Annotated in this window: 12 protein-coding genes; 7 read left to right on the forward strand and 5 right to left on the reverse strand. The window is 68.3% G+C overall.

Features of this window, described 5'->3' with window-relative positions; translation table 11 throughout:
• Window positions 1–15: 15 nt before the first annotated feature.
• From BMW54_RS05110 to BMW54_RS05125, 4 genes are all read right to left on the reverse strand, one after another.
• Window positions 16–9,000: a YDG domain-containing protein gene (locus BMW54_RS05110; protein ID WP_090053499.1), complete on the reverse strand. Its 8,985-nt coding sequence runs from the start codon at window positions 8,998–9,000 to the stop codon at window positions 16–18.
• 274 nt (window positions 9,001–9,274) lie between these two features.
• Complete coding sequence (locus tag BMW54_RS05115) at window positions 9,275–10,900, reverse strand: histidine kinase famiy protein (protein ID WP_090053501.1); 1,626 nt, start codon at window positions 10,898–10,900, stop codon at window positions 9,275–9,277.
• Window positions 10,901–10,950: 50 nt separating this feature from the next.
• A complete protein-coding gene (locus BMW54_RS05120) occupies window positions 10,951–11,712 on the reverse strand; it encodes an EAL domain-containing protein (protein WP_090053502.1) in 762 nt (253 codons plus the stop codon).
• Window positions 11,713–11,749: 37 nt separating this feature from the next.
• Window positions 11,750–12,022, reverse strand: coding sequence for a hypothetical protein (locus BMW54_RS05125; RefSeq protein ID WP_090053504.1), 273 nt, complete (start codon window positions 12,020–12,022; stop codon window positions 11,750–11,752).
• Between the two features lie 144 nt (window positions 12,023–12,166).
• Between BMW54_RS05125 and BMW54_RS05130 the strand changes: the two genes are divergently transcribed.
• From BMW54_RS05130 to BMW54_RS05145, 4 genes are all read left to right on the forward strand, one after another.
• Window positions 12,167–13,384: a glycoside hydrolase family 27 protein gene (locus BMW54_RS05130; protein ID WP_090053506.1), complete on the forward strand. Its 1,218-nt coding sequence runs from the start codon at window positions 12,167–12,169 to the stop codon at window positions 13,382–13,384.
• Window positions 13,385–13,514: 130 nt separating this feature from the next.
• On the forward strand, window positions 13,515–14,537 hold the full coding sequence (locus BMW54_RS05135) for an AraC family transcriptional regulator (RefSeq protein ID WP_090053508.1): 1,023 nt from the start codon (window positions 13,515–13,517) through the stop codon (window positions 14,535–14,537).
• Between the two features lie 115 nt (window positions 14,538–14,652).
• Window positions 14,653–16,443, forward strand: a complete 1,791-nt coding sequence (locus BMW54_RS05140) for an acyl-CoA dehydrogenase (protein WP_090053509.1) — start codon at window positions 14,653–14,655, stop codon at window positions 16,441–16,443.
• Window positions 16,444–16,455: 12 nt separating this feature from the next.
• Window positions 16,456–18,141 carry an electron transfer flavoprotein-ubiquinone oxidoreductase gene (locus BMW54_RS05145; RefSeq protein WP_090053511.1) on the forward strand — a complete coding sequence of 562 codons (1,686 nt, stop codon included), beginning with the start codon at window positions 16,456–16,458 and terminating at the stop codon, window positions 18,139–18,141.
• A gap of 34 nt (window positions 18,142–18,175) precedes the next feature.
• Here BMW54_RS05145 and BMW54_RS05150 read toward each other — a convergent pair whose 3' ends face one another.
• Window positions 18,176–18,961, reverse strand: coding sequence for a GntR family transcriptional regulator (locus BMW54_RS05150; protein WP_217642612.1), 786 nt, complete (start codon window positions 18,959–18,961; stop codon window positions 18,176–18,178).
• Between the two features lie 128 nt (window positions 18,962–19,089).
• Between BMW54_RS05150 and BMW54_RS05155 the strand changes: the two genes are divergently transcribed.
• Genes BMW54_RS05155 through leuD form a run of 3 tightly spaced genes read left to right on the forward strand, consistent with a single transcriptional unit; the run spans window position 19,090 to window position 21,982 of the window.
• On the forward strand, window positions 19,090–19,959 hold the full coding sequence (locus tag BMW54_RS05155; RefSeq protein ID WP_090053514.1) for an isocitrate lyase/PEP mutase family protein: 870 nt from the start codon (window positions 19,090–19,092) through the stop codon (window positions 19,957–19,959).
• Window positions 19,956–21,371: a 3-isopropylmalate dehydratase large subunit gene (gene leuC, locus BMW54_RS05160; RefSeq protein WP_090053516.1), complete on the forward strand. Its 1,416-nt coding sequence runs from the start codon at window positions 19,956–19,958 to the stop codon at window positions 21,369–21,371. Before BMW54_RS05155 ends, leuC begins: the two co-directional genes overlap by 4 nt.
• A complete protein-coding gene (leuD, locus tag BMW54_RS05165; RefSeq protein ID WP_090053517.1) occupies window positions 21,362–21,982 on the forward strand; it encodes a 3-isopropylmalate dehydratase small subunit in 621 nt (206 codons plus the stop codon). The genes leuC and leuD overlap by 10 nt, the downstream gene beginning before the upstream one ends.
• Window positions 21,983–22,036: the final 54 nt, after the last annotated feature.

Below are 22,036 nucleotides of genomic sequence, written 5' to 3' on the forward strand. Positions count from 1 at the left end.
CCGCGCTGCGACGCATCACTGCATCGCATCCGCGGGAGCACGGACGCCGCCGTCGACCAACCGGAGCGACAGCCCGGACGTGAAATCGCTACGCGACACGTTTTTCTCGACCGCCTTTCGGGTCTTCTTGTGGTTGCCCGAGTACTGGCCGACCGACAGGTTCTGCGCGACACCGTACGGGGTGGCGATCGACTCCGGCGCGAGCACGGCGTCCATCTGCGCCACCGCCGTCGACGACGCGCCCTGCGAGGGGTTCTGCAGGATGTCGGCTGAGGTGACCGCCACCGTGTTGTACGCGTAGTTCTGCGCGTCGGCGCCGCTTGCCTGGATGCCACTGGCCGTGACGGTCTTGCCGAGGCCGATCGCCGAATCCGAGAACAGCGTGCTGGAGGCGGCGAACGTCACCACGTCACCGGACAGCACGCCGCTCACCGACAGCGGCGCCACGTCGTTCGCGTTGCCATCGAAGAACTTGTTGGTGCCGGTGGCGCTGATGGTGACCGCACGCTTCGTGATCGAGGCGAGCGTCGTCGGTGCGACGTCGAGGCGGTAGTTGCCGGCGTCCACGCCATCGATGCGACCGTCGACGGCCACCGTCTTGCCCTGCCCCGCGTTCTTGTCGAGGAAGCGGCCGCTCGTCGTCAGCCGGACGTCGTCGCCCGCGAGCACGCCGGACAGCGCGCCGTGCGTCGTGGCCGAGGTGCTACCGTCGTAGACCTTGTCGTCCGCGGAGACGCCGGCCCGGACGAGCAGCGGCGTCACGGTCGCGACGTGCGTGCCGCCGAGCAGCGTGTAGTTGACCGCGAGCGCGCCGCCGTTGTCGTTGAGCGCGAGGGTACCGATGCCCGCCACCGTCTCGCGGGTGGCGACGTTGCGGCTGGCGAGCGCACCGGTGCCGGACAGGCGCAGCGTCTCACCGGCGATGCCGGCCACCAGGCCGTCCTGCCCGAACATCGCGGCGGCCGCGGCCGCCGTGCCGTCGTAGACGCGCGTGCCGTCGAGCGAAATCACCACGCGCCCGATGTCGGCGAGCGTCGTCGCGTTCGTCGAGAGCGCGTAGTTGCCCGCATCGCCACCGCCCAGCGTGCCGCCGACGTTCACCGTCTTGCCCGTGCCGGCGTTGCGGTCGACGAACACGCCCTGCGTGCCGACCGACACGTCGTCGCCGGTCACGACACCCGCGAGGGTCCCATGCGTCGTCGCGGCGGTCGTCCCGTCGTAGGTCTTGCCGTCGGCCACGATGCTGCCGACGATCGCCTTCGGCGTGATGTCGCCGAGGGTCTGCGCGGTCGTGTTCCACGTGTAGTTGCCGACATCGCCACCGGCGGCGGTGATGCCCTGGACGACGATCGTCTTGCCGGTGCCCGCGTTACGGTCGCTGTAGTTCGCCTGCGAGCCGGTGAACGTCACCTGGTCGTTGCCCACGATCCCGGCCGAGCCGAGGCTCGCCTGGGCAATCGTGTTGCCGTCGTACACCTTGTTCGAGCCGGTCGCGTCGACCACGATCGCCTTTGGCGTGATGGTGGCCCAATGGTCGCCGCCGAAGAAGGTGTAGTTCGACGCGAGCGCGCCACCCTGATCCACGAGGCTCATGCCGCTGACGTCCGTCGCGGGTTTACGGGTCCCCACGTTCTTGTCGGCGACCTGCATGGCGCCGGTCAGGCCCAGCACCTGGCCGCCGATGCCGGCGATGCTGCCGCCGAGCACGCTCGCCGCGATCACGTTGCTGCCGTCGTAGACGCGCGTGCCCTGCAGGTCGAGCACATAAGGCGTGATGTCCGCGAGGGTCGTCGCGGTCGTGTTTGCCGTGTAGTTGGCGGCATCCGCACCGCCGAGTCCGATACCGGTGGTCGTCACGGTCTTGCCGGTGGCGGCGTTCGCATCGGCGAACGTCGAACCCGTGGCACCCAGCACGACGTCGTCGCCGGCGATCACGCCCGTCTGCGACAGGCTGGTGCTCGCCGCGTTCGTGGTGTCGTAGACCTTGTTCGTCGACGTGTTGGCGACGGTGATCGCCTTCGCCGCGATCGACGCCAGGGTGGTCCCGTTGGAGGTGACGACGTAGTTGTCCTTGTCGGCGCCGCCGACCACACCCACGACGACCACCGTCTTGCCGTAACCGGCGTTCTTGTCGAGGAACTGGCCGCTCGTCGAGGTGTAACGCACGTCGTCGATGCCGATCACGCCGGAAAGCGCGCCATGCGTGGTCGCGCCCGTCGTGCGATCGTAGACGCGGTCGTCGGCGAGGATGGTGCCGGTGATCGCCTTCGGCGTGACGTTGGCCAGCGTCGTGGCGTTGCTCGTGACGATGTAGTTCGCCGCGTCCGCGCCGCCCACCTGGCCCGAAACCGTCACCGTCTTGCCGTTGCCGGCATTCTTCGTATCGAAGTTGCCCAGGGTCCAGGCGTAGCCGACGTCGTCGTTCGCCAGCACGCCGGAGAGCACGCCGTAGGCGATGGTCGTGGTGTTGCCGTCGTACACCTTGTCGCCGGCGGTGATGGATCCCGTGATGTTGCGCGGCGTGATCGTCACCCAGTGCGTGCCACCCTGCAGGCTGTAGTTGCCCGTCAGGCCATTGCCGATGTCGACGAGCGACATGCCGCTGATGTCGGTCGGGGTCTTCTGCGCGCCGACGTTCTTGTCCGCCAGCGCGACGCTGCCGCTGAGACCGAGCACCTCGCCGTTGACGCCGTTCACGCTGCCGCCGAAGACGTTCGCGGCCGCGAGCGCCGTGGCGTCGTAGACGCGGGTGCCCTGCAGGCTGAGCACGTACGGCGTGATGTTGGCCGTCGTGCTCGCCTGCGTGTTCAGCAGCGTGTAGTTGCCTGCGCCAGTACCCGTGAGACCGATACCGCCGACCAGAACGCCGATGCCGTTGGCCACGTTCTTGTCGGCGAACAGGTTGCTGGTCCAGGTGTAGGACACCTGGTCGCCGTTGGCCACGTCGGCGCTGCCCAGCGTCGCCGTCGAAGAAGTGGTGCCGTCGTACACCTTGTTCACGCCCGTGGCGACGACCGTGATGCCCTTGGCCGTGATGTCCGCGCGGACGTTGCCCGGCTGCGTCAACGCGTAGTTGCCCGCGTCGTTGCCCAGCAGCGTGAAGGAGGTCGTGACCGTCTTGCCCTGACCCACGTTCTTGTCGCTGAACGCGCCGATGGCGGTGTTGCCCAGACCGATGTCGTCGCCACCGTAGGCGCCGACGAGGACGGAACCGCTGAGCGATGCCGCGGTGTTGCCGTCATAGATCTTGTTGGCGGCGACCGTGCCGTTGACGGTGAGCGGCGCGCGCGTGACGTTGTACGTATCCGTGCCGCCGACGAGCGTGTAATTGCTCGCCTTGCCGCCGTTGCCGCCGTCGCCGAGCGCAAGCGTGCCCAGCGCGAACGCCAGCGCACCGGTCTTGCTGGCCGCGTACGCACCCACGTTCTTGCCGCCCAGCGCGCCGGCACCGCTCAGCACCAGCGTCTCGCCGCCGACGAGGTTGGACATCGCGAGCGTGCCGGCCGCGGCGACCTGCGTCTGGTCGTAGATGCGGCCACCCGAGAGGTTGATCACGCGCGCGGTGATGTTGCCGGTGGTGGACGTCGTGGCGTTGTCGAGCGCGTAATTGCCCGCGTCGGTGCCGCTGAGGGCGATCTGGCTGACGCTGATGGTCTTGCCCGTGCCGACATCCTTCGTGTCGAACGTCTTGGTGCCGCCCGCCGTCACGGCGTCGTTGCCGACCTTGCCATCGACGCTCAGCTGCGTCGCCGACGCACCGGTGGTGCCGTCGTAGACGCGCGTGATGCCGGTGGCGCTGACCGTGACATGCTTCTGCGTGATGCTGGCGGTGACGTCGGTCGGCTGGCGAAGGACGTAGTTCATCGCGTCCGTACCGTCGATCGTCATCGCGGTGGCCACGGCCTTGCCGGTGCCGACGTTCTTCGAGTCGAACGTGCCGGTCCCCGTCCCGTTGAGGTTGACCGTGTCGGCGCCGAGCACGCCGTTGAGCAGCGCACCGTGGAGGGTGGCCGTGCGGTTGCCGTCGTACACCTTGTCGTCGGCGAACGTGCCGCTGACCGTGAGCGTGGCGGGGGTGATCGTCACCCAGTCGATGCCGCCGGCCAGGGTGTAGTTCTGCGCGGAGGAACCACCGTAGTTGCCTAGCGCCAGCGTGCCGAAGTCCTGGAAGGCGCGCTGCGACCCGACGTTCTTCGTGACCAGGGTACCGGTGCCGGTCAGCGACACGCGTTCACCGTTCACACCGAGCACGGTGCCATTGCCGTCCGTGAACAGCGAGGCCGCCGCGTTCGTCGTCGCGTCGTAGACGCGCGTGGAGGTCAGGTTGATGATGAACGGCGTGATGGTGCCGAGCGTGCCCGAGGCCGCCGTCGGCAGCGCGTAGTTGGCGAGGTTCGTGCCGGCGTTGGCGACGAAGTCGGACACCGAGAGCGTCGAGGCGAGTCCGACGTTGCTACCGGCGTTCACACCGAGGTAGCGCGAGGTCGACGACTGCGGAATGGTGGCGCCCTGCCCGTTCACGAAGCCGGTGAGCGTGTAATCGCCGGCCAGCAGCGTCACCGAGTTCGAACCGTCGTACGGCTTGGTCGGATTGCCCGTGATCGTCGCGACGATCGGCGCCTTGTTGATGTTCGCCTGGAGGCCCGTGACGGCGTTGACGCGGTAGTTCGACGCGCGGCTGCCGGTGAGCCCGAAGCCCGTCGTGGTGACGTCGAGGCCATTGGCGGCGTTCGGCGACCGCACGGAACCCGTGGCCGACGACGCGTCGAGCACGACGTTGCCGGCATCGGAATCGAAGACGCCACTGAGGCTCGCGCCGGACGTATTCAGGGCGATGGCCGTGTTGCCGTTGTAGTACCGGCTTACCGCGGCGACGTTGAGGATATTTAGCGCGGCCGGGCTGATCGTCGCCGACAGGCCGGTCAGCGGATCCAGCGTGTAGTTGCCCGCTTCGCTGCCCGAGATGCCGAAGCCGATCGCCGTCACGCCACGCGTACCGGCGTCGGCGCTGTCGAACGTGCCGGTGGTGCCGCGGGTCAGCGTCACGTTCGACACGTCGGCGCCGACGAGACCGATCAGGCGCGCGCCGGCGCTGTTGAGCGTCGCGGCGGTGGTGGTGTCGTAGACCTTGCCGTTCGCGCTCACGCCCACGATGTGCAGGGGGGCGGCGGTGATGGAGCCGGTGCCGGTCGCGTCGAAGTCGAGCTGGTAGTTCGACAGGTCGGTACCCGAATGCGCCAGGTACGAGGTAACGGCCATGTCGGCCGTGATCGTCTTGTTGGTGCCGACGTTCTTCGTGTCGTAGTGCACCGACTTCGAGGGGACGATGTCGGCGCCTTCGCCGGACGCGAAGCCCGAAACGTCGTAGTTCGACACGTCCAGCGTCTGGTAGGTCGTACCGTCGTAGACCTTCGACGGGTTGCCGACAATCGACGCCGTCAGGATCGCGCGGGTGATCTCGCCCGTGCCATAGGCCTCGGTGGGCAGCGGCTTGTAGTTGTCGGGGTTGGTGTTGCCCACGGGCTGGTAGTCGCCCTGATCGAGCGTGACCATCACCGGCTGCTTGCCGACGTTCTTGCTCGCGTAGGTGCCCTGGGTCTTGGTGATGACGAAGCCTTCGCCGCTCGGGAAGTTGCCGGTCACCTGGTAGTCGCTGCTGAGCAGCGTGGCGAGCGTCGTGCCGTCGTAGGCGCGCGTGGGCACGCCGATGATGCGGACCAGCACGCCGCCCGTGTCGGCCTTCTCGATGTACCCGTAGCCGGTGATGCTGGTGGGCAGGACGTAATTGGCGAGGTTCGTTCCCGCGATGGGCGCGAAGTCGCCGGCGCCGACGGTGGCGGTCACCAGTCGGATACCCGCATCGGCGGTCGCATAGTCGCCACGCGTCTGGGTGACCGACGCGCCTTCGCCGACGATGAATCCGTAGACGTCGTAGTTCGCGCCGGTCAGCGTGGCGTTGGTCGTCCCGTCGTACTGCTTCGACGGATTGCCCACGATCTTCCACTGCAGCGGCGCCTTGGCGATCGTGCCCAGACCGGTGATGCTCGACGCGAACGTGTAGTTCGACAGCGACGTGCCCGATCCGATGTTGAAGTCCGATGCCTCGATGGCGGCCGTGACGGTGCGCGTGCCGGCATCCTTGCTGTCGTACGAGGCACCGGCGCTCTGCACGACGCTGCCCGTGTCGCTGCCCTTCCAGCCCTGGATCGTGACGTCGCCGGCGCGGAGGTTCGCGTTGACGGTACCGTTGTAGGTACGCGTCGGGTTGCCGGTGATGGTCAGCGTCAACGGCGCAGGCGTGATGTTGGCCGACAGGCCGGTCGGCTGCGCGAGGCGATAGTTGCCGGCGCCGTTGCCCGAGAGCGCGAAGCCCGTGGCGGTGACGGTGAGCCCGTTGCCGACGTTCTTCGTGGCGAAACTGGCCGAAGCGCCGGTTGAGAGGAGGGCCACGGCATCGCTGCCGACGACGCCCTGCAGGCCGTACGTGCCCGGGTCGAACGCGAGCAGCGCGCCGGTGGTGGCGTCGTAGACCTTGTTCAGGGCGCTGACGCCGCCGATGGTCAGGGTCTTCGGGGTGATCGACGCCGTGATGTCCGACTGCGTGACGAGCTCGTAGTTGGACGCCTTGCTGCCCACCAGCTGGAAGCCGGTCGCCGTGACGCCCTTGCCGTTGCCCACGTTCGCATCGGCGAACAGGCCCGCGCCGGCGCTGGCGTCGAGGGTCGCGTCGTTCACATCGGCGGCGATCACGCCGAAGATCGATGCGCGGCTCTTGTCCAGCGAGTCGTTGGCCGTCCCGTCGTAGACCTTGTCGTTGCCGATCAGGCCCGAGAGCTGGACCTTCGCCTTGTTGATCGTGCCCACCCCGGTGGCCACGGTCGGCAGCACGTAATTCGAGACCTTGGTGTTGTTCGCGGCCACGAAGTTGGAGGGCACGAACGTCGCCGTGACGGTACGCGCGCCGGCATCGGCCGCATCGTACGCCACGGTGTTCGGCTGGCTGAACGTGATGCTCTCACCGGCCACCAGGCCTGACATCAGGTAGTTCGATCCCGTGAGGGTCGCGGTGGTGGTGCCGTTGTACGTCTTGGTCGGGTTGTTGACGATCGCGATGCCGAGCTGCTTCGGGTCGATCACGCCGATGTTGGCGGATGCGCCGCCGCCCGACACGCCGTATCCGTAGACGGGCGTCATGCCATCGGCCGCGGTGAACGTATAGGCGCTGGCGGCGGTGGCCGTGGTGACCTGCAGGCCGCTCGCGGCGTCCTTGCTCGCGTACGTGCCGCTGCCCGTGGCGATGCGGTCGCCGTTGACGAGACCGCTGGCGTTGAAGTTGGCGCCGGTCAGCGCGGCGGCGGTGCCTCCGTCGTAGTCCTTGCGGACCGTGCCCACCGGTGCGCCGAGCGCGATGGTCGGCGCCAGCGCGTAGAGGAATCCGTTACCGCCCACCACCGGCGCCGTGCCGGCCGGCGCGTTGTACTGGAGGAAGCCCGGCACGAGGCCGCCCGTCGTGTCGCCCACCGGCGACGAGGAATAGACCAGCCAGCGGCCGTTGGCGGCGGCGAGCGCGCCCGCACCCGCCTGGTTCACGAAGTGACCGGCCGCCGTCAGAGTGACGCCGGAATCGCCGCGGATGGCCGCGCCGAGCACGATGTCGCCCGTGCCGCCGCTGCCGGCCTTCAGCGTCACGCGGCCCGGACCACCGATCGCCGCATTGACGTTGATCGACCGGTACGCGTCCAGCGTCAGCGTCGCCGCCGCGTTGGTCCACGTGATCGGTGCGGCGACGGTGATGTCGCCGGACCCGTTGGCGTTGATCACGCCGACGCCTTGGGTGCCGCCGGCGGTCGTCTGTTCGGTGACGTTGGTGCCGCCGTTGAGCGAGTTCGAGATCGTGGTCGCCGCGGTCTGGTCGATCGTGAGGTCGTACGGATCGATCAGCCAGGTGCCGGCCGCGCCGCGCGGGGCGGCCGCCGTGACGTGCGCCGCGCCCAGGTTCGCGAACGCGGCCGACGTCTCGATATGCCCGCCGTTGCCGCCGTTCGGCGCGCTGGCGTCGAGCGTCCCCTCCACGTTCACATGGCCGGCCGTCATGCCGCCGAGCAGCACGATCTGGCCGTCGCGATTCTCGACCGTCTGCGCCCGGACCACGCCGGTGTTGTTCACCGCGCTGGCCAGCAGCGAATCGCGCGCGCCCGCCGTCATGAAGACACGGCCGCCGTCCGCCTGGACCAGCTGGCGGTTCTCGACGAGGTTGTCGAGCGTGCTGCGATCGACCTGCACGTTGACGAGCTGGCTGCCTTCGAAGTTCAGCGTCACCGCGCTGCCGCCGGCCATCGCCACGGTGCCCAGCCGGGCGGTCACCACGCCCTGGTTCGAGACCTGATTGCCGAGCAGCGCCACATAGCCACCGTCGGCGGCGTGGATCGCACCCTTGTTGATCACCGCGCCCTTGCCATCGCCGCTGAAGGTCCGGCTGCGGGCGTCGACGGAATCGTCGCCGGTGTCGAGGGTCGACGCCACGAGGCCGCCGACATTGACCTGTGCCCGCTCACCGAACACCACGCCGTTCGGGTTGATCAGCCAGACCTGCCCGTTGGCGTCGAGGTGGCCCTGGATGTCGGAGGCCTTGTTGCCGAGGATCCGGTTCACCGCGATCGCGTCGCGACCCGGCTGGACGAACTTCACGGTCTCGTTGGCACCGATGTCGAACGTCTGCCAGTTCAGCGACAGGCGCTGGCTGTCCTGGCGGATCGTCGTGACCGCGCCGCCTTGCTGGATGCTGCCGTTACCGCCGACGATCTGACCGCCCGTCTGGCCCGCATGCGAAAGTCCGGGAGCGCCAAGCGCCAGCGAGATCGCCACCGCCACCGACGCGGCCCGCGGTGCGCGCGCTCGCGCTGCCGTCGAGGGAACCGGGCGGCTGCTCCGCGCGAGTTCGCTGGCGGCAACCCACTGCGACGTCGCCGCGTTCCAGCAAAGGCGGTAAATGCGATTCATGAAGACCCCTGTTTCTTCAAGACGAGCGAAAGCGCGCGGACGATGTCCACGAAGCGGAAAACGGTGATGTCCGGCGAAGGCCGGTCGGGAGCGCGCGAGGACTGCCCAGCCATCCCCCTGTGGATGGCCGGCGATGATCGCCGAAAAATGAGACTGGCGTCACAACGGCGCGGGCGATTCTATGCCCTGGGCGAGACTAAGAGAAGTCTGCAGTTGTGAAGACGACGGCCCCACCTTGGTTCGGGGCCGTCGCCGATGCCTATGTCGCGGCTGGTCAGCTGACCCCGGTGGGGCCGTCGAGCACGAACCGGATCTTCCGCAGCAGGTCGAGCCGGGAATAAGGCTTGTTGAGCACGTCGAAGGCGATGCCGCCCGCGTCCGTCCGTTGCACGGACTGCGACGCGTATCCCGTGGTCAGCAGGACCTTGAGGCCGGGGTTGATCGACCGGGCCCGCCGTGCGAGCGCCACGCCGTTGAGGCTCCCCGGCATGACGATGTCGGTGAACAGGATATCGAAGGCCGGCCCCTGCTCGATCCGGTGCAAGGCCTCCTGCGGATCGGTGACCGCCACGACGTCGTAGCCGTGGGATTCGAGGATGCTCTGGGCCAGTGTCGCGAGATCCGGACGGTCGTCGACCACGAGCACGCGCTCGTGCCCCGACCGGTCCGCGGCGCGATCGATGCGGCGGACCGGCTCAGGACCCCGACCGTCTTCCTGCTCGATGGCGACCGGGAAATACATGGTCAGGGTCGTGCCCTCCCCCACCGCCGAGTCGATGGCGACGGCACCGCCCGACTGCTTCGCGAACCCGTAGACCATCGAGAGGCCGAGGCCGGTGCCCTTGCCTTCTTCCTTCGTGGTGAAGAACGGGTCCATCACCCGCGTGACGACGTCGGGCGCCATGCCGCTGCCGTTGTCGATGACGTCGATGGCGACGAACGACCCGCCACGCGTGGCCAGCTCGCCCTGATCGTTGATTTCCAGCGGCGTGGCATTGCGCGAGCGGATCACCAGCCGCTTGTCGGGGCGACCGTCCATCGCGTCGCGGGCGTTGATGGCGACGTTGAGGAGCGCCACCTCCGCCTGGGTCGGATCGAGTCGCGCGTTCCGCGTATCGGCGGCGAGATCGAGTTCGAGGACGATGTCGTCACCGAGCGAACGGGCGAGCATGTCCTGCATGTCCGCGACGATCTGGTTCGGATTGACGACCCTGCCCTGCAGGGTCTGCTTGCGCGAGAACGCCAGCAGCTGGGACGTGAGGGTCGAGGCGCGCTGGATGCCCGCGCGCGCACCGCCGATGAAGCGCAGCAGCTTGTCCCTGTCGATCTCGGGATGCGTCAGCCCCACCTCCACCGACCCCACGTAGCCGATCATCAGCTGCAGGAGGTTGTTGAAGTCGTGCGCGATGCCGCCGGTCAGCTGGCCGAGGGCCTCCATCTTCTGCGCCTGGCGCAGCGCGTCCTCGGCATCACGCCGACGGCTCACGTCCAGCTGCGAGGCGAAGAAGTACACGACCTCGCCGTTCGCGTCGTAGACGGGCGAAATGAACAGCGCGTTCCAGAACGTCGAGCCGTCCTTCCGGTAGTTGAGGATCTCGGTCGCGATTTCCTGGTTGGCCGCGACCGCGTCGCGGATGGCCGAGATCGTCACGCGATCGGTGCCCGGCCCCTGGAGGAGCCGGCAATTCCTTCCCAGCAGCTCTTCGGTCGTGTAGCCGGTCATCCGCAGGAAGGCCGGGTTGGCGAAGATGATGGGGTTGTCCGGCGTCCGCGGGTCCGTGACGATCATCGGCATCCGCGTGGTGGACACCGCGGCGAAGAAGATATCGCTTCCGGGGTGGTCGACCCCCTCGTAAACGACCCGGGTTTTCTGCCGGCCGTGGTTGGTGTGTTCAGTCATCGTCGATCCTATGCTTCGCCCGACATTTTCGCGCGCCCGTGCCGCATGGGCTACCCGTGCGAATGCCCGGCCTCCGGCCAGTGGATGTCGGGCAATCCGCCCGTGAGCGGTCTTGCGAAGAAAAAGCCCTGCTGCAGGCGGATACCCAGGTCGAGCAGCGCCCTGCATTCGCCTTCGGTCTCCACGCCCTCCGCGATGACCTGCACGCCGAGCTCGCCGCACAGGGCGGCCATGTGGCGCACGATCATCTGCCGCGGGCGGCTGCCGTCGATACGGCGGATGAGGCCGATGTCGAGCTTGACGAGATCGGGCTGGAAATCGGCCAGCAGGTTCATCCCCGCGAAGCCGGCGCCGAAATCGTCGATCGCCGTGAGGAAGCCATGCGCCTTATAGGCTGCGAGGACGCGGACGAGGTGGTCGTGGTCGATGACCTCCTCGTGCTCGGTCACTTCGAAGATCACGCGCTCCAGCGGCCAATCCGCTTCCCGGGCGGCAGCGAACGTCGCCTGCAGGCAGTGCTCGGGGTTGTACACCGCGTTGGGCATGAAATTGATCGAGAGCAACGCCGGTGGGCCAACCCGGGCCGCTGTGCGGATCGCGACCATGCGGCAGGCCTGGTCGAACGCGTAACGGTTGTCCTGCCCAACATGTTCGATCACCTGGGCCGCGGTTTCGCCGCCCAGCCCGCGGACCAGCGCCTCGTGAGCGAACACGGCATGTGCCGGTACGTCGACGATGGGGTGGAACGCCATGGTGATGCCGCGCGCGACCTCGTCGGCGTTTCCGCAACCCTTGCAGCCGGGAGCAGTCATCCGCCGGGCGCCGGACGGCGGATGGGCGCCGTGCGCATCAGGGGATGCCGCCGTTCAGCGCCATCTCGCCGGAAGGAGTGGGTTGGTAGGCGAGAACGCCTGCCGGCACGGACGCGGCCAGCGACTCGACGGTGCCCTTGGCGGCGTCGAGCGCGCACGCCATCGCTTCGGAATAGGCGGAGAAACGACGGGCCAGGCGGCGCTTACGAAGAACGTTCCCGTCCGGATCGACGATCAGATACGTCGCGACGTAACCGCGACCTGGGACGGACTGGACATCGACGTCGATATTGAAAGGGCTGGAATTCACGCAGGTTAGCCGAACAGGGGTCCGGCGATATCGTGATGGATAAAATGTGAGGCCACGGTGCAGACGCCGGGACAATCCGAGCGGCCCGCGGCCGCGGCAGGGGCCGTCCGGGTACCATGCCGGCATCCTCCCAGGGAAGCGCGAATGACCTCGCATCGTGTACTGCGCCACTCCGCCCTCGTTCTCGGCCTGGCCACGTGCCTGATGGCTTCGGCCCGTGACGGCGGGCCAGCCGTCCCGCCGGTCGACGCCGTGCCGGCGAACGGCCTCGCCCGGACTCCCCCCATGGGCTGGAACAGCTGGAACCATTTCGCCGGGCGCATCACCGCGGAAGACGTTCGCGGCATGGCCGACGCCATGGTGGCCAACGGCATGCGCGATGCGGGCTACGTGTACGTGAACATCGACGACACGTGGGAAGGTGTCCGCGATGCCTCCGGAGCCATACGCCCGAACGACAAGTTCGGCGACATGAAGGCGCTGGCGGACTACGTGCATGCCCGGGGCCTTAAGCTGGGCATCTACTCGTCGCCGGGCGCGAAGACCTGCGCGGGATTCGAGGGCAGCTTCGGCCACGAGGACCAGGATGCACGCACCTATGCGAAGTGGGGCGTCGATTTCCTCAAGTACGATTACTGCGGCGCCCGTGACCAGTATCCGGTCACCCTGGAGAACCAGCAGGCGCTTTTCCGCCGGATGGGCCAGGCGCTACGCAGGACGGGCCGACCGATCGTCTACAGCCTCTCGCAGTCCGGCCACTTCGACATATGGAAATGGGGCCCGCAGACGGGCGCCAACCTCTGGCGTACCACGCCCGACATCAGCGACGACTGGTCGTCGATGTCCGAGCGCGGATTCCGGCAGCTCGATCTGACCGCATGGTCCGGCCCTGGCCAGTGGAACGATCCGGACATGCTGGAGATCGGCAACGGCGGCATGACGATGGACGAATACCGCACCCAGATGAGCCTGTGGTCGCTGCTCCCCGCCCCGCTCCTCGCCGGCAACGACCTGCGCGGCATGGACGCCGAAACCAAGGCCATCCTGCTCAACCGAGAAGTGATCGCCGTCGATCAGGATCCCGCCGGCCTGCCGGCGCGTCGGCTGGAGACGCAGGGCGACGTGGAGGTGCTCGTCCGGGACATGAGCGACGGATCGCGGGTGGTGGGCTTCTTCAATCGGGGCGAGACGCCCGCGCGGGTCACCTTCCCGTGGAGTCGCCTTGGACAGCGGTTCGCGAAGCCGAGGGATGTACGCGACCTCTGGAACCATCGCTCGCTTCCGACAAACGAGGGCTACGACGAAGCCCTGCCGCGGCACGGTTCCGTCCTGCTTCGCGTCGGCGCCGCTTCGGAAACCTGAGACTCACGCCATCTGTTCGGCAATCGGGCGCGTATGGTCGGACCCGACCGTAACGCCATCATTGTGGACACCCGCATAATGTCACGCTGGTGGTGCCGGAAGGCCAGAAGCATAGGCGATGCAAGACCGAATGACCCGCCGCACGGGAACACATCAGGACGCCCTCTCCGCGACGGTGCCCATTTCCATCGTCAACGGCTTCCTGTCGGGGGCCGATCGCGCCGCCGTGTCGCGCCTCGCCGAGCGATCCGGCATTCCTCCGGGCCTGCTTCGCAAGCCCGGCGCGCGCGTCACGCAGGAGCAGTTCTCGCAGCTGTACCGTCTGCTGGCCGCCGAATTCGACGACGAGATGCCGGGTATCTTCAGCCGGCCGCTACGTGGCGGGTCGCTGAAGTTCCTTTGCCTGAGCCTGCTCGACGCGCCGCGCCTCGAGGTGGCCCTGCACCGCTACTGCCAGTTCTTCCACCTGATCCTCGACGACTTCCAGCTCATCCTGCACAGCGAGGACGGCGTCGGAGCGCTTGAGCTGACGACTCCGGCGGAAGGTCCGGGCGTCACGCCGCTCGGCAAGATGCTCATGCTCAAGCTCGCCCATGGCGTCGCCTCGTGGCTGGTGCGGCAGAACATCCCGCTCGACGATGCGCTGTTCGACTTCCCCGCCCCGTCGCTGGCCAGCGACTATCTGTACCTGTTTCCCGGCCCGGTGCATTTCAGGCAACGCTCCACGCGCATCGCGTTCCCGGCCAGCTTCCTCGACCTGCCCGTACGGCAGCGCAAGGCCGATCTGCGCCGTTTCCTCGATCGCGCACCGGAAGACTGGATCTTCGTCTCGCTGGCCACGCAGATGACCTGCCACCGGGTGCGGCAGCGCATCGTCGCGCTGCTGCCGGACATGCCGACCACCGGCGACGTCGCGGAAAGCCTGTTCTGTTCGGAGCGAACCCTCTGTCGCAAGCTCGCCGTGGAAGGCACCACGTTCCAGGCGATCAAGGACGAAGTGCGTCGCGACATCGCCATCCGCACGCTGACGCATACGAACGCCTCCATCGCGGAAGTCGCGGGCGCCGTGGGCTTCGACAACCCGACCGCCTTCCACCGCGCGTTCCGCCGCTGGACGGGCAGCACCCCAGGCGCCTACCGCAGCCAGGACTGACGCTCCGGCCAGGGTGGCGGGTTTTGTCAGTACCTCGGCGGGATTCGGTAACCCGCCGCCATGCCGGATGCCTACGATGGCGGGTGACGCATTCCGCCATCGACTGGATACCCGCATGACATACGCCGCCCCCGTGAAGGACATGACCTTCGTGCTCGAGCACCTCGTCGGCATGGACCGCATCGCCGGCCTGCCCGGCATGAGCGAGGCCACGCTCGACCTCGCGCGCGCCGTGCTGGAGGAAGCCGCGAACCTGAGCGGCGAGGTCCTCGCCCCGCTGAACGCCGCGGGCGACCGCCAGCCCAGCCACTGGGACGACGGCAAGGTCACCTCGTCACCGGGCTTCCGCGATGCGTACAAGCACTACGTCGACGGCGGCTGGCAGGGCATCTCGCATCCGGGCGAATACGGTGGTCAGGGCCTGCCCAAGGTGATCTCGGCACCGTGCGCGGAGATGCTGCAGGCGGCGAACCTCTCGTTCGGCCTGTGCCCGCTGCTCACCGATGGCGCGATCGAGGCGCTGCTCACCGCCGCGTCCGACGAGCTGAAGGAACGCTACCTTCCGAAACTGATCGCCGGCGAGTGGACCGGCACCATGAATCTCACGGAGCCGCAGGCCGGATCGGATCTGGCGCTCCTGCGCGCGCGCGCCGAGCCGCAGGCCGATGGCTCGCACCGGATCTACGGCACGAAGATCTTCATCACCTGGGGCGAGCACGACCTCACTGACAACATCGTCCACCTCGTGCTGGCCCGCGTGCCGGACGCACCGGAAGGCATCAAGGGCATCTCGCTGTTCGCGGTGCCGAAGTTCCTCGTCGGCGACGACGGCGCGCCCGGCGAACGCAACGCGGTGGAATGCGTGTCGATCGAGCACAAGCTCGGCATCAAGGCGAGCCCCACGGCCGTGCTGCAGTACGACGGCGCCGTCGGCCATCTGGTCGGCGAGGTCAATCGCGGCCTCGAGTACATGTTCGTGATGATGAACGCGGCGCGGTATGCCGTCGGCCTGCAAGGCGTCGCGGTCGCCGAGGCGGCCTATCAGAAGGCCGTCGGCTATGCGCGCGACCGCGTGCAGAGCCGCCCCGTCGACGGCTCGGCGAAGGGCGCCGTGGCGATCATCCGGCACCCCGATGTCCGGCGCATGCTCATGGAGATGCGCGCCCTGACCGAAGGTGCGCGTGCCCTCGCCTATGTCGCGGCGGGTTACTCGGATGTGGCGCACCATGCCGCCGACACCGACGAGCAGGCGCTGCATCGCGCGGCCTACGAATTCCTCGTGCCCATCGTGAAGGGCTGGAGTACGGAGCGTTCGATCGACGTCGCCAGCCTCGGCATCCAGATCCACGGCGGCATGGGCTTCGTCGAGGAAACCGGTGCGGCGCAGTTCCTGCGCGACGCCCGCATCCTGACGATCTACGAAGGCACGACGGCGATCCAGGCGAACGATCTGGTGGGCCGCAAGACCCTGCGCGATCGCGGCGCGACGGCCGGCTGGTTCCTGCAGAAGATCGACGGCACGCTGGCCGAACTCGACGCCCACGCCGACGCGGCGACGCCCGCCTTCGAGACGATGCGCCGGAACCTGCGGGCCGGCCGCGACCTCATGGCCGATGCCATCGCGTTCCTGCTCCAGAACGCCGCGGAGCGCCCGAACGCCGTTTACGGCGCCGGCGTGCCCTACCTCGAACTGTGCGGCGTGGTGCTGTGCGGATGGCAGATGGCGCGCGCCCTGCTGGTTTCGACCGCCAGGCGCCACGAGGATCCGGACTTCCACGCGACGAAGATCGCGACGGCGCACTTCTACGCCGCGCACGTCCTGCCGCGCGCCAGCAGCCATGCCGCCACGATCCGTTCGCCCGACGCGATCGAGGACGCGCTGGCGCTCGATCCCGCGCAGTTCTGACCGGAACGCATCATGACGCCAGAAGCACTCCTCGCCGCCCACGGCCCGCGCGAATCCATGGACTACGACGTCGTGGTCGTGGGTGCCGGTCCCGGCGGCCTCGCCACCGCCATCCGTCTGAAGCAGCTCGCCGCGGCCGCGGGGCGCGAGCTGTCGGTCTGCGTTCTCGAAAAGGGCTCCGAACCGGGCGCGCACATCCTTTCCGGCGCGATCATGGACCCGAGGGCCCTCACCGAACTCTTCCCCGACTGGAAGGAACGCGGCGCGCCCCTGACCCAGCCGGTCACCCGGGACGAGTTCCTGTTCCTCGGCGAAAGCGGCGCCCGCGCCACGCCAGAGTGGCTGCTGCCGGCGTGCTTCCACAACCGCGGCAACTACATCGTCAGCCTCGGCGCCGTCGTGCGCTGGCTGGCGACGCAGGCCGAAGCGCTGGGCGTGGAGATCTTTCCCGGCTTTCCCGCGGCGGAAGTCCTGTACGACGACGCGGGTGCGGTCAAGGGCGTGGCGACCGGCGACATGGGCATCGGCAAGGATGGCGAGCCGACCGACCAGTTCCAGCTCGGCATGGCGTTGCACGCCCGCTATACGATCTTCGCCGAAGGCGCGCGCGGCCAGCTCGGCCGTGAACTCATCGACCACTTCCGCCTCGACGAAGGCCGTGATCCGCAGAGCTACGGTATCGGCATCAAGGAGCTGTGGCAGGCCGATCCCGCGCGACACCAGCCGGGGCTCGTGGTGCACACCGCCGGATGGCCGCTGGAGGACGACACGTACGGCGGCTCGTTCCTCTATCACGCGGAAGACGGCAAGATCGCCGTGGGCTTCGTCGTCGGTCTCGATTACGGCAATCCCTGGCTGTCGCCCTTCGACGAATTCCAGCGTTTCAAGACGCATCCGTCGATCCGCAAGCACCTCGAAGGCGGCACGCGGATCGGATACGGGGCGCGCGCCATCACCGCGGGCGGCCTGCTCTCGCTGCCGAAGACCGTCTTCCCCGGCGGCGCGCTCGTGGGTTGCGAGGCCGGTTTCCTCAATGCGAGCCGCATCAAGGGCAGCCATGCGGCGATCAAGACGGGCATGCTCGCCGCCGAGGCGGCGTTCGTCGCCATCGCCGAGGGTCGCGCGCACGACGAGCTGAGCGCGTATCCGGCGGAGTTCGAGCGGAGCTGGCTGCATGCCGAACTGCGCCAGGCGAAGAACTTCAAGCAATGGTTCAAGAAGGGCCGCGCCGTCGCGACGGCGATGACCGGTATCGAGCAATGGCTGCTGCCGAAGCTCGGCTTCCGCGAGCCACCCTGGACGCTCCATCACCACACGCCCGACCACGCCAACCTGCGGCCGGCCGCGACGAGTCCGCGGATCGTCTACCCGAAACCCGACGGCGTGCTCACCTTCGATCGCCTGAGCTCGGTGTTCCTCTCCAGCACGCACCACGACGAAGACCAGCCGGCGCACCTCACGCTGAAGGACCGCTCGCTGCCCGTGCGCGTGAACCTCGCGCAATACGCGGGGCCGGAGGCCAGGTACTGCCCCGCGGGCGTCTACGAGTACGTCGGCGTCGACGGAGGCGCGCCCAGGCTGCAGATCAACGCGCAGAACTGCGTGCACTGCAAGACCTGCGACATCAAGGATCCGATGCAGAACATCGTCTGGGTCGCGCCGCAGGGTGGCGGCGGACCGAACTACGCGGGTATGTGATCGTCATGGGGCGACGCGCATCGCCCCTGCCCCGCTACGCCCGCGAACGCTTGCTTCGCGTGCCGGCGCTTCCCACCAGCGACGGGTCGTGGATGATGTGACCCGCGCTCAGCGTGTCGATCGCGTCGCCCGGCACTTCCATCAGGATGCGGCTGTACCGCGGCGTGAGGTGCGCGGTGACGTACATCACCGGGCGCCCGGTGTGATCGTGCATCACGCGCGACATGCGGATCAGCGCGGTGCTGAGATCGCATTCGAGCAGCTTCGCACGATACGGATCCGCCGACTCGGCACTGATCTCCTGCACCACGCGTCCGAAGCGCACGCCCATCGCGTTGAGCAGCGCATACATCGGACTGCGCTTCAGCGCCGCCGTCGTGATGTCCTTGCCGATGTCCGCCGGCACCCAGGCTTCGGTGATCATCAACGGCGTGTCGCTCGCGACGCGCACGCGCACCGCGTGCACGACGCGGCCGGGGCGCGGAATCCGCAGGAACGCGTTGATGCCAGGAGGCGGCGCGATCGTCTCGAGCGTCACGACGCGCACATCCGTCGACTGCGCGGTGTGTTTGAGTTCGTCGATGAAGCTAAGCGCCGAAAGATTCGCACCGGTGGTGAGGTTCTCGGTGACGTAGGTGCCGCTGCCGTGACGGCGCTGCACGAGGCCTTCGGCTTCGAGATCGGCGAGCGCCCTGCGCACCGTCGCGCGCGCCACGCCGAAGAGCTGCACGAGCGCCTCTTCCTTCGGCAGCGCCGTGCCCGGTGCGTAGGTCCCTTGCGCGATGCCGTCCTTGAGCACGAGGAAAATCTGCCTGTGCAAGGCCGTCCCTTTGGTGCGCGTAAGTGCTTCATTTTTCATGCAGTGCAGCATAACAGACGCTTGACGCCCCATGTCTAGTTGTTCAACACTCTAGACAACTTTGGTGGGTACGGAACGGGTGTCGGTGTATGTCTGAATCTTCGGGACTCGGTACGTTGCTCGCGGCACCCGGCATGACGATCGTGCCGGGCGCTTACGACGCGATCGGTGCGCGGCTGATCGAGGAGGCCGGCTTCGCCGCCGCGTACATGACCGGCGCAGGCACCGCCCTCGCACGCGGCTATCCCGACCTCGGCCTGATCACCATGACGGAGATGGTCGAGAACGCCGGCACGATGGCGCGCGCGATCGGCATCCCCCTGATCGCCGACGCGGACACCGGCTTCGGCAACGAACTCAATGTCACCCGCTGCGTCCGCGAGTACGAAGCACGCGGCGTCGCGGCGATCCACATCGAGGACCAGGTGATGCCCAAGCGCTGCGGGCACCTCGACGGCAAGGAAGTCGTGTCGCGTCAGGAATTCCTGGCCAAGATCCGCGCCGCCGTGGCGGCGCGCCGCCACCCCGGCTTCGGCATCATCGCGCGCACCGACGCCCGCGCCGTGCTCGGTTTCGACGAGGCCGTCTGGCGCGCCAACGCGGCGCTCGACGCGGGCGCCGACATGGCGTTCGTCGAAGCCACGCAGACGCTCGACGAAGCGGCATCGGTGCCGCGACTCGTCGCCGGTCCCTGCGTCCTCAACGTCGTGCCCGGCGGTCGCACGCCTCTCTCGGATCTCGGCGAGGCGGAGTCGATGGGCTACCGGATGGCGATCCTCCCGGCACTGGTCTTCATGGCCACGATCGACGCCGCCGACGCCGTGCTGGCGACGCTTCGCCGCACGCGGGTATCGCCGCCGCGCGAGCAGAACATCGCGCAGATGTTCCGCCGCTTCGACGCCGATCGCTGGGACGCGCTGCGTTCGCGTTTCCTCGGCGAGGACGTGACGACGCCATGACCGCCCGTACGCTCTTCGACAAACTGTGGGACGCGCACGTGGTGCGCGACCTCGGCGACGGCTGGGCCCTGCTCCACATCGATCGCCACCTGCTGCACGACCTCTCCGGCCCGCCGGCACTCGCGGAAGTCGCCGAACGTGGCCTCGCTCTCCACGACGCCCGCCTCGTGTTCGCGACGCCGGACCACGCCGTGTCGAGCCAGCCGGGACGTGTCGCCACCACGTTTCCGCAAGGCGGAAAGTTGCATGCGGCCCTGAAGAGCCGCAGCGCGGCGATGAACGTGCGCCTGTTCGACCTCGGCGAGCCGGGCCAGGGCATCGTCCACGTGATGGGCCCGGAACTGGGCATCGTGCTCCCGGGCCTGACGGTCATCTGCGGCGACAGCCATACGTGCACGAACGGCGGCCTCGGCGCGCTCGCATTCGGCGTCGGCTCGTCGGAGAGCACGCATGCACTCGCCACGCAGACCTTGCGGATGCGCAAACCCAGGGAGCTGCGCATCCGTTGCGAAGGACGCCTTGGCGCCGGCGTAACGGCGAAGGACCTCGCGCTGCACATCATCGGGAAGCTGGGTGCTTCCGCCGGCGTCGAGAGCGTCATCGAATACACCGGCCCCGCCATCGAGGCCCTGAGCGTCGAAGGGCGACTCACCCTGTGCAACCTGTCGGTGGAGCTCGGCGCGCGGGCTGGCATCGTCGCGCCGGACCAGCGCACCTTCGACTACCTGCGCGGCCGTCCCTTCGCGCCCGCCGGCGAGGATTTCGATCGGGCCGTGGCTCACTGGCGCACCCTCGCCAGCGATCCGGATTCGCAGCCGGACCGCGAAGAAATCATCGACGCCTCGGCGGTACGCGCCACCGTGACATGGGGCACGAGTCCCGAGCATGCCCTGCCGATCGACGCCAACGTCCCGGATCCGATGGACGTGCGCGACGCGACGCAGCGCGAGGCGCTGCGTGCGGCGCTCGACTACATGGGCCTGACCGCCGGGCAGCCGATCGCGGGAACGCCCGTGGATTGGGTATTCATCGGGTCCTGCGCCAACGCGCGACTGAGCGACTTGCGCGCCGCGGCCGAGGTCGCGCGCGACCGGCACGTCGCGCCGGGCGTCACGGCGTGGGTGGTGCCGGGATCCGAATCCGTCAAGCGCGCCGCCGAAGCCGAAGGACTGCACGATGTCTTCCTAGCCGCCGGGTTCCAGTGGCGCGAGCCGGGCTGCAGCATGTGCGTGGCGGCCAACGGCGAACGCGTGCCACCGGGCCAGCGCTCGGTGTCCACGTCGAACCGCAACTTCGTCGGGCGTCAGGGCCCCGGGGCGCGCACGCACCTGGCGAGTCCGCCGATGGCGGCCGCCGCCGCGATCGCGGGCGCGATCGTCGACGTGGCGCAGGTGACGGGAGCATGCCTTTGAAACGGGAGCCGTTCACCACTGTATCGGGGCCGGCCGCCTGGCTCCCGAAGCCGAACATCGATACCGACGTCATCATCCGCATCGAGCGGCTCACCACGCTGCCACGTGGCGAGCTCGGCCCCTACGGCTTCGAATCGCTGCGTTATCGCCCCGACGGCAGCGAAGACCCGGACTTCGTGATGAACCAGCCCCGGTTCCGTCGCGCGCCGTTCCTTCTCGCCGGCGAGAACTTCGGCTGCGGTTCGTCGCGCGAGGGCGCCGTTTGGGCACTGCGCGAAATGGGCGTCCGTTGCGTCATCGCGCCGAGCTTCGGCGACATCTTCTACAGCAACTGCTTTCAGAACGGCGTGCTTCCCATCCGACTCCCGGCCGACGAGGTCGAGGCCATCGGCAGCCTCTGCCGCACGGGCGCGCCGCTGAAAGTCGATCTCGAACGGCTGCGCCTGGAGCCGCCCGGGCAGCCCCCGCTGTCGTTCACCGTCGATGCCCAGCGCCGCGAGGCGTTGCTCACCGGCCTGGACGACATCGACCGGACCCTCAAGGACGACGACGCCATCCGCGCATGGCAAAACGCAGACCGCGCGGCACGGCCGTGGGTCTGGTCGATCTGAACCCACCCTCGAATCGTCGATGATCTCGGCGCCCGGGACACGCGAAGCGTGACA

It is taken from the genome of Luteibacter sp. 329MFSha (assembly GCF_900111665.1).
In the GTDB taxonomy this organism is placed as follows: domain Bacteria; phylum Pseudomonadota; class Gammaproteobacteria; order Xanthomonadales; family Rhodanobacteraceae; genus Luteibacter.

Coding starts and splice junctions, on each gene's coding strand:
- BMW54_RS05110 (WP_090053499.1), bottom strand. CDS start 9,000: ATGAATCGCATTTACCGCCTTTGCTGGAACGCGGCGACGTCGCAGTGG.
- BMW54_RS05115 (WP_090053501.1), bottom strand. CDS start 10,900: ATGACTGAACACACCAACCACGGCCGGCAGAAAACCCGGGTCGTTTAC.
- BMW54_RS05120 (WP_090053502.1), bottom strand. CDS start 11,712: ATGACTGCTCCCGGCTGCAAGGGTTGCGGAAACGCCGACGAGGTCGCG.
- BMW54_RS05130 (WP_090053506.1), top strand. CDS start 12,167: ATGACCTCGCATCGTGTACTGCGCCACTCCGCCCTCGTTCTCGGCCTG.
- BMW54_RS05135 (WP_090053508.1), top strand. CDS start 13,515: ATGACCCGCCGCACGGGAACACATCAGGACGCCCTCTCCGCGACGGTG.
- BMW54_RS05140 (WP_090053509.1), top strand. CDS start 14,653: ATGACATACGCCGCCCCCGTGAAGGACATGACCTTCGTGCTCGAGCAC.
- BMW54_RS05145 (WP_090053511.1), top strand. CDS start 16,456: ATGACGCCAGAAGCACTCCTCGCCGCCCACGGCCCGCGCGAATCCATG.
- BMW54_RS05155 (WP_090053514.1), top strand. CDS start 19,090: ATGTCTGAATCTTCGGGACTCGGTACGTTGCTCGCGGCACCCGGCATG.
- leuC (WP_090053516.1), top strand. CDS start 19,956: ATGACCGCCCGTACGCTCTTCGACAAACTGTGGGACGCGCACGTGGTG.
- leuD (WP_090053517.1), top strand. CDS start 21,362: ATGCCTTTGAAACGGGAGCCGTTCACCACTGTATCGGGGCCGGCCGCC.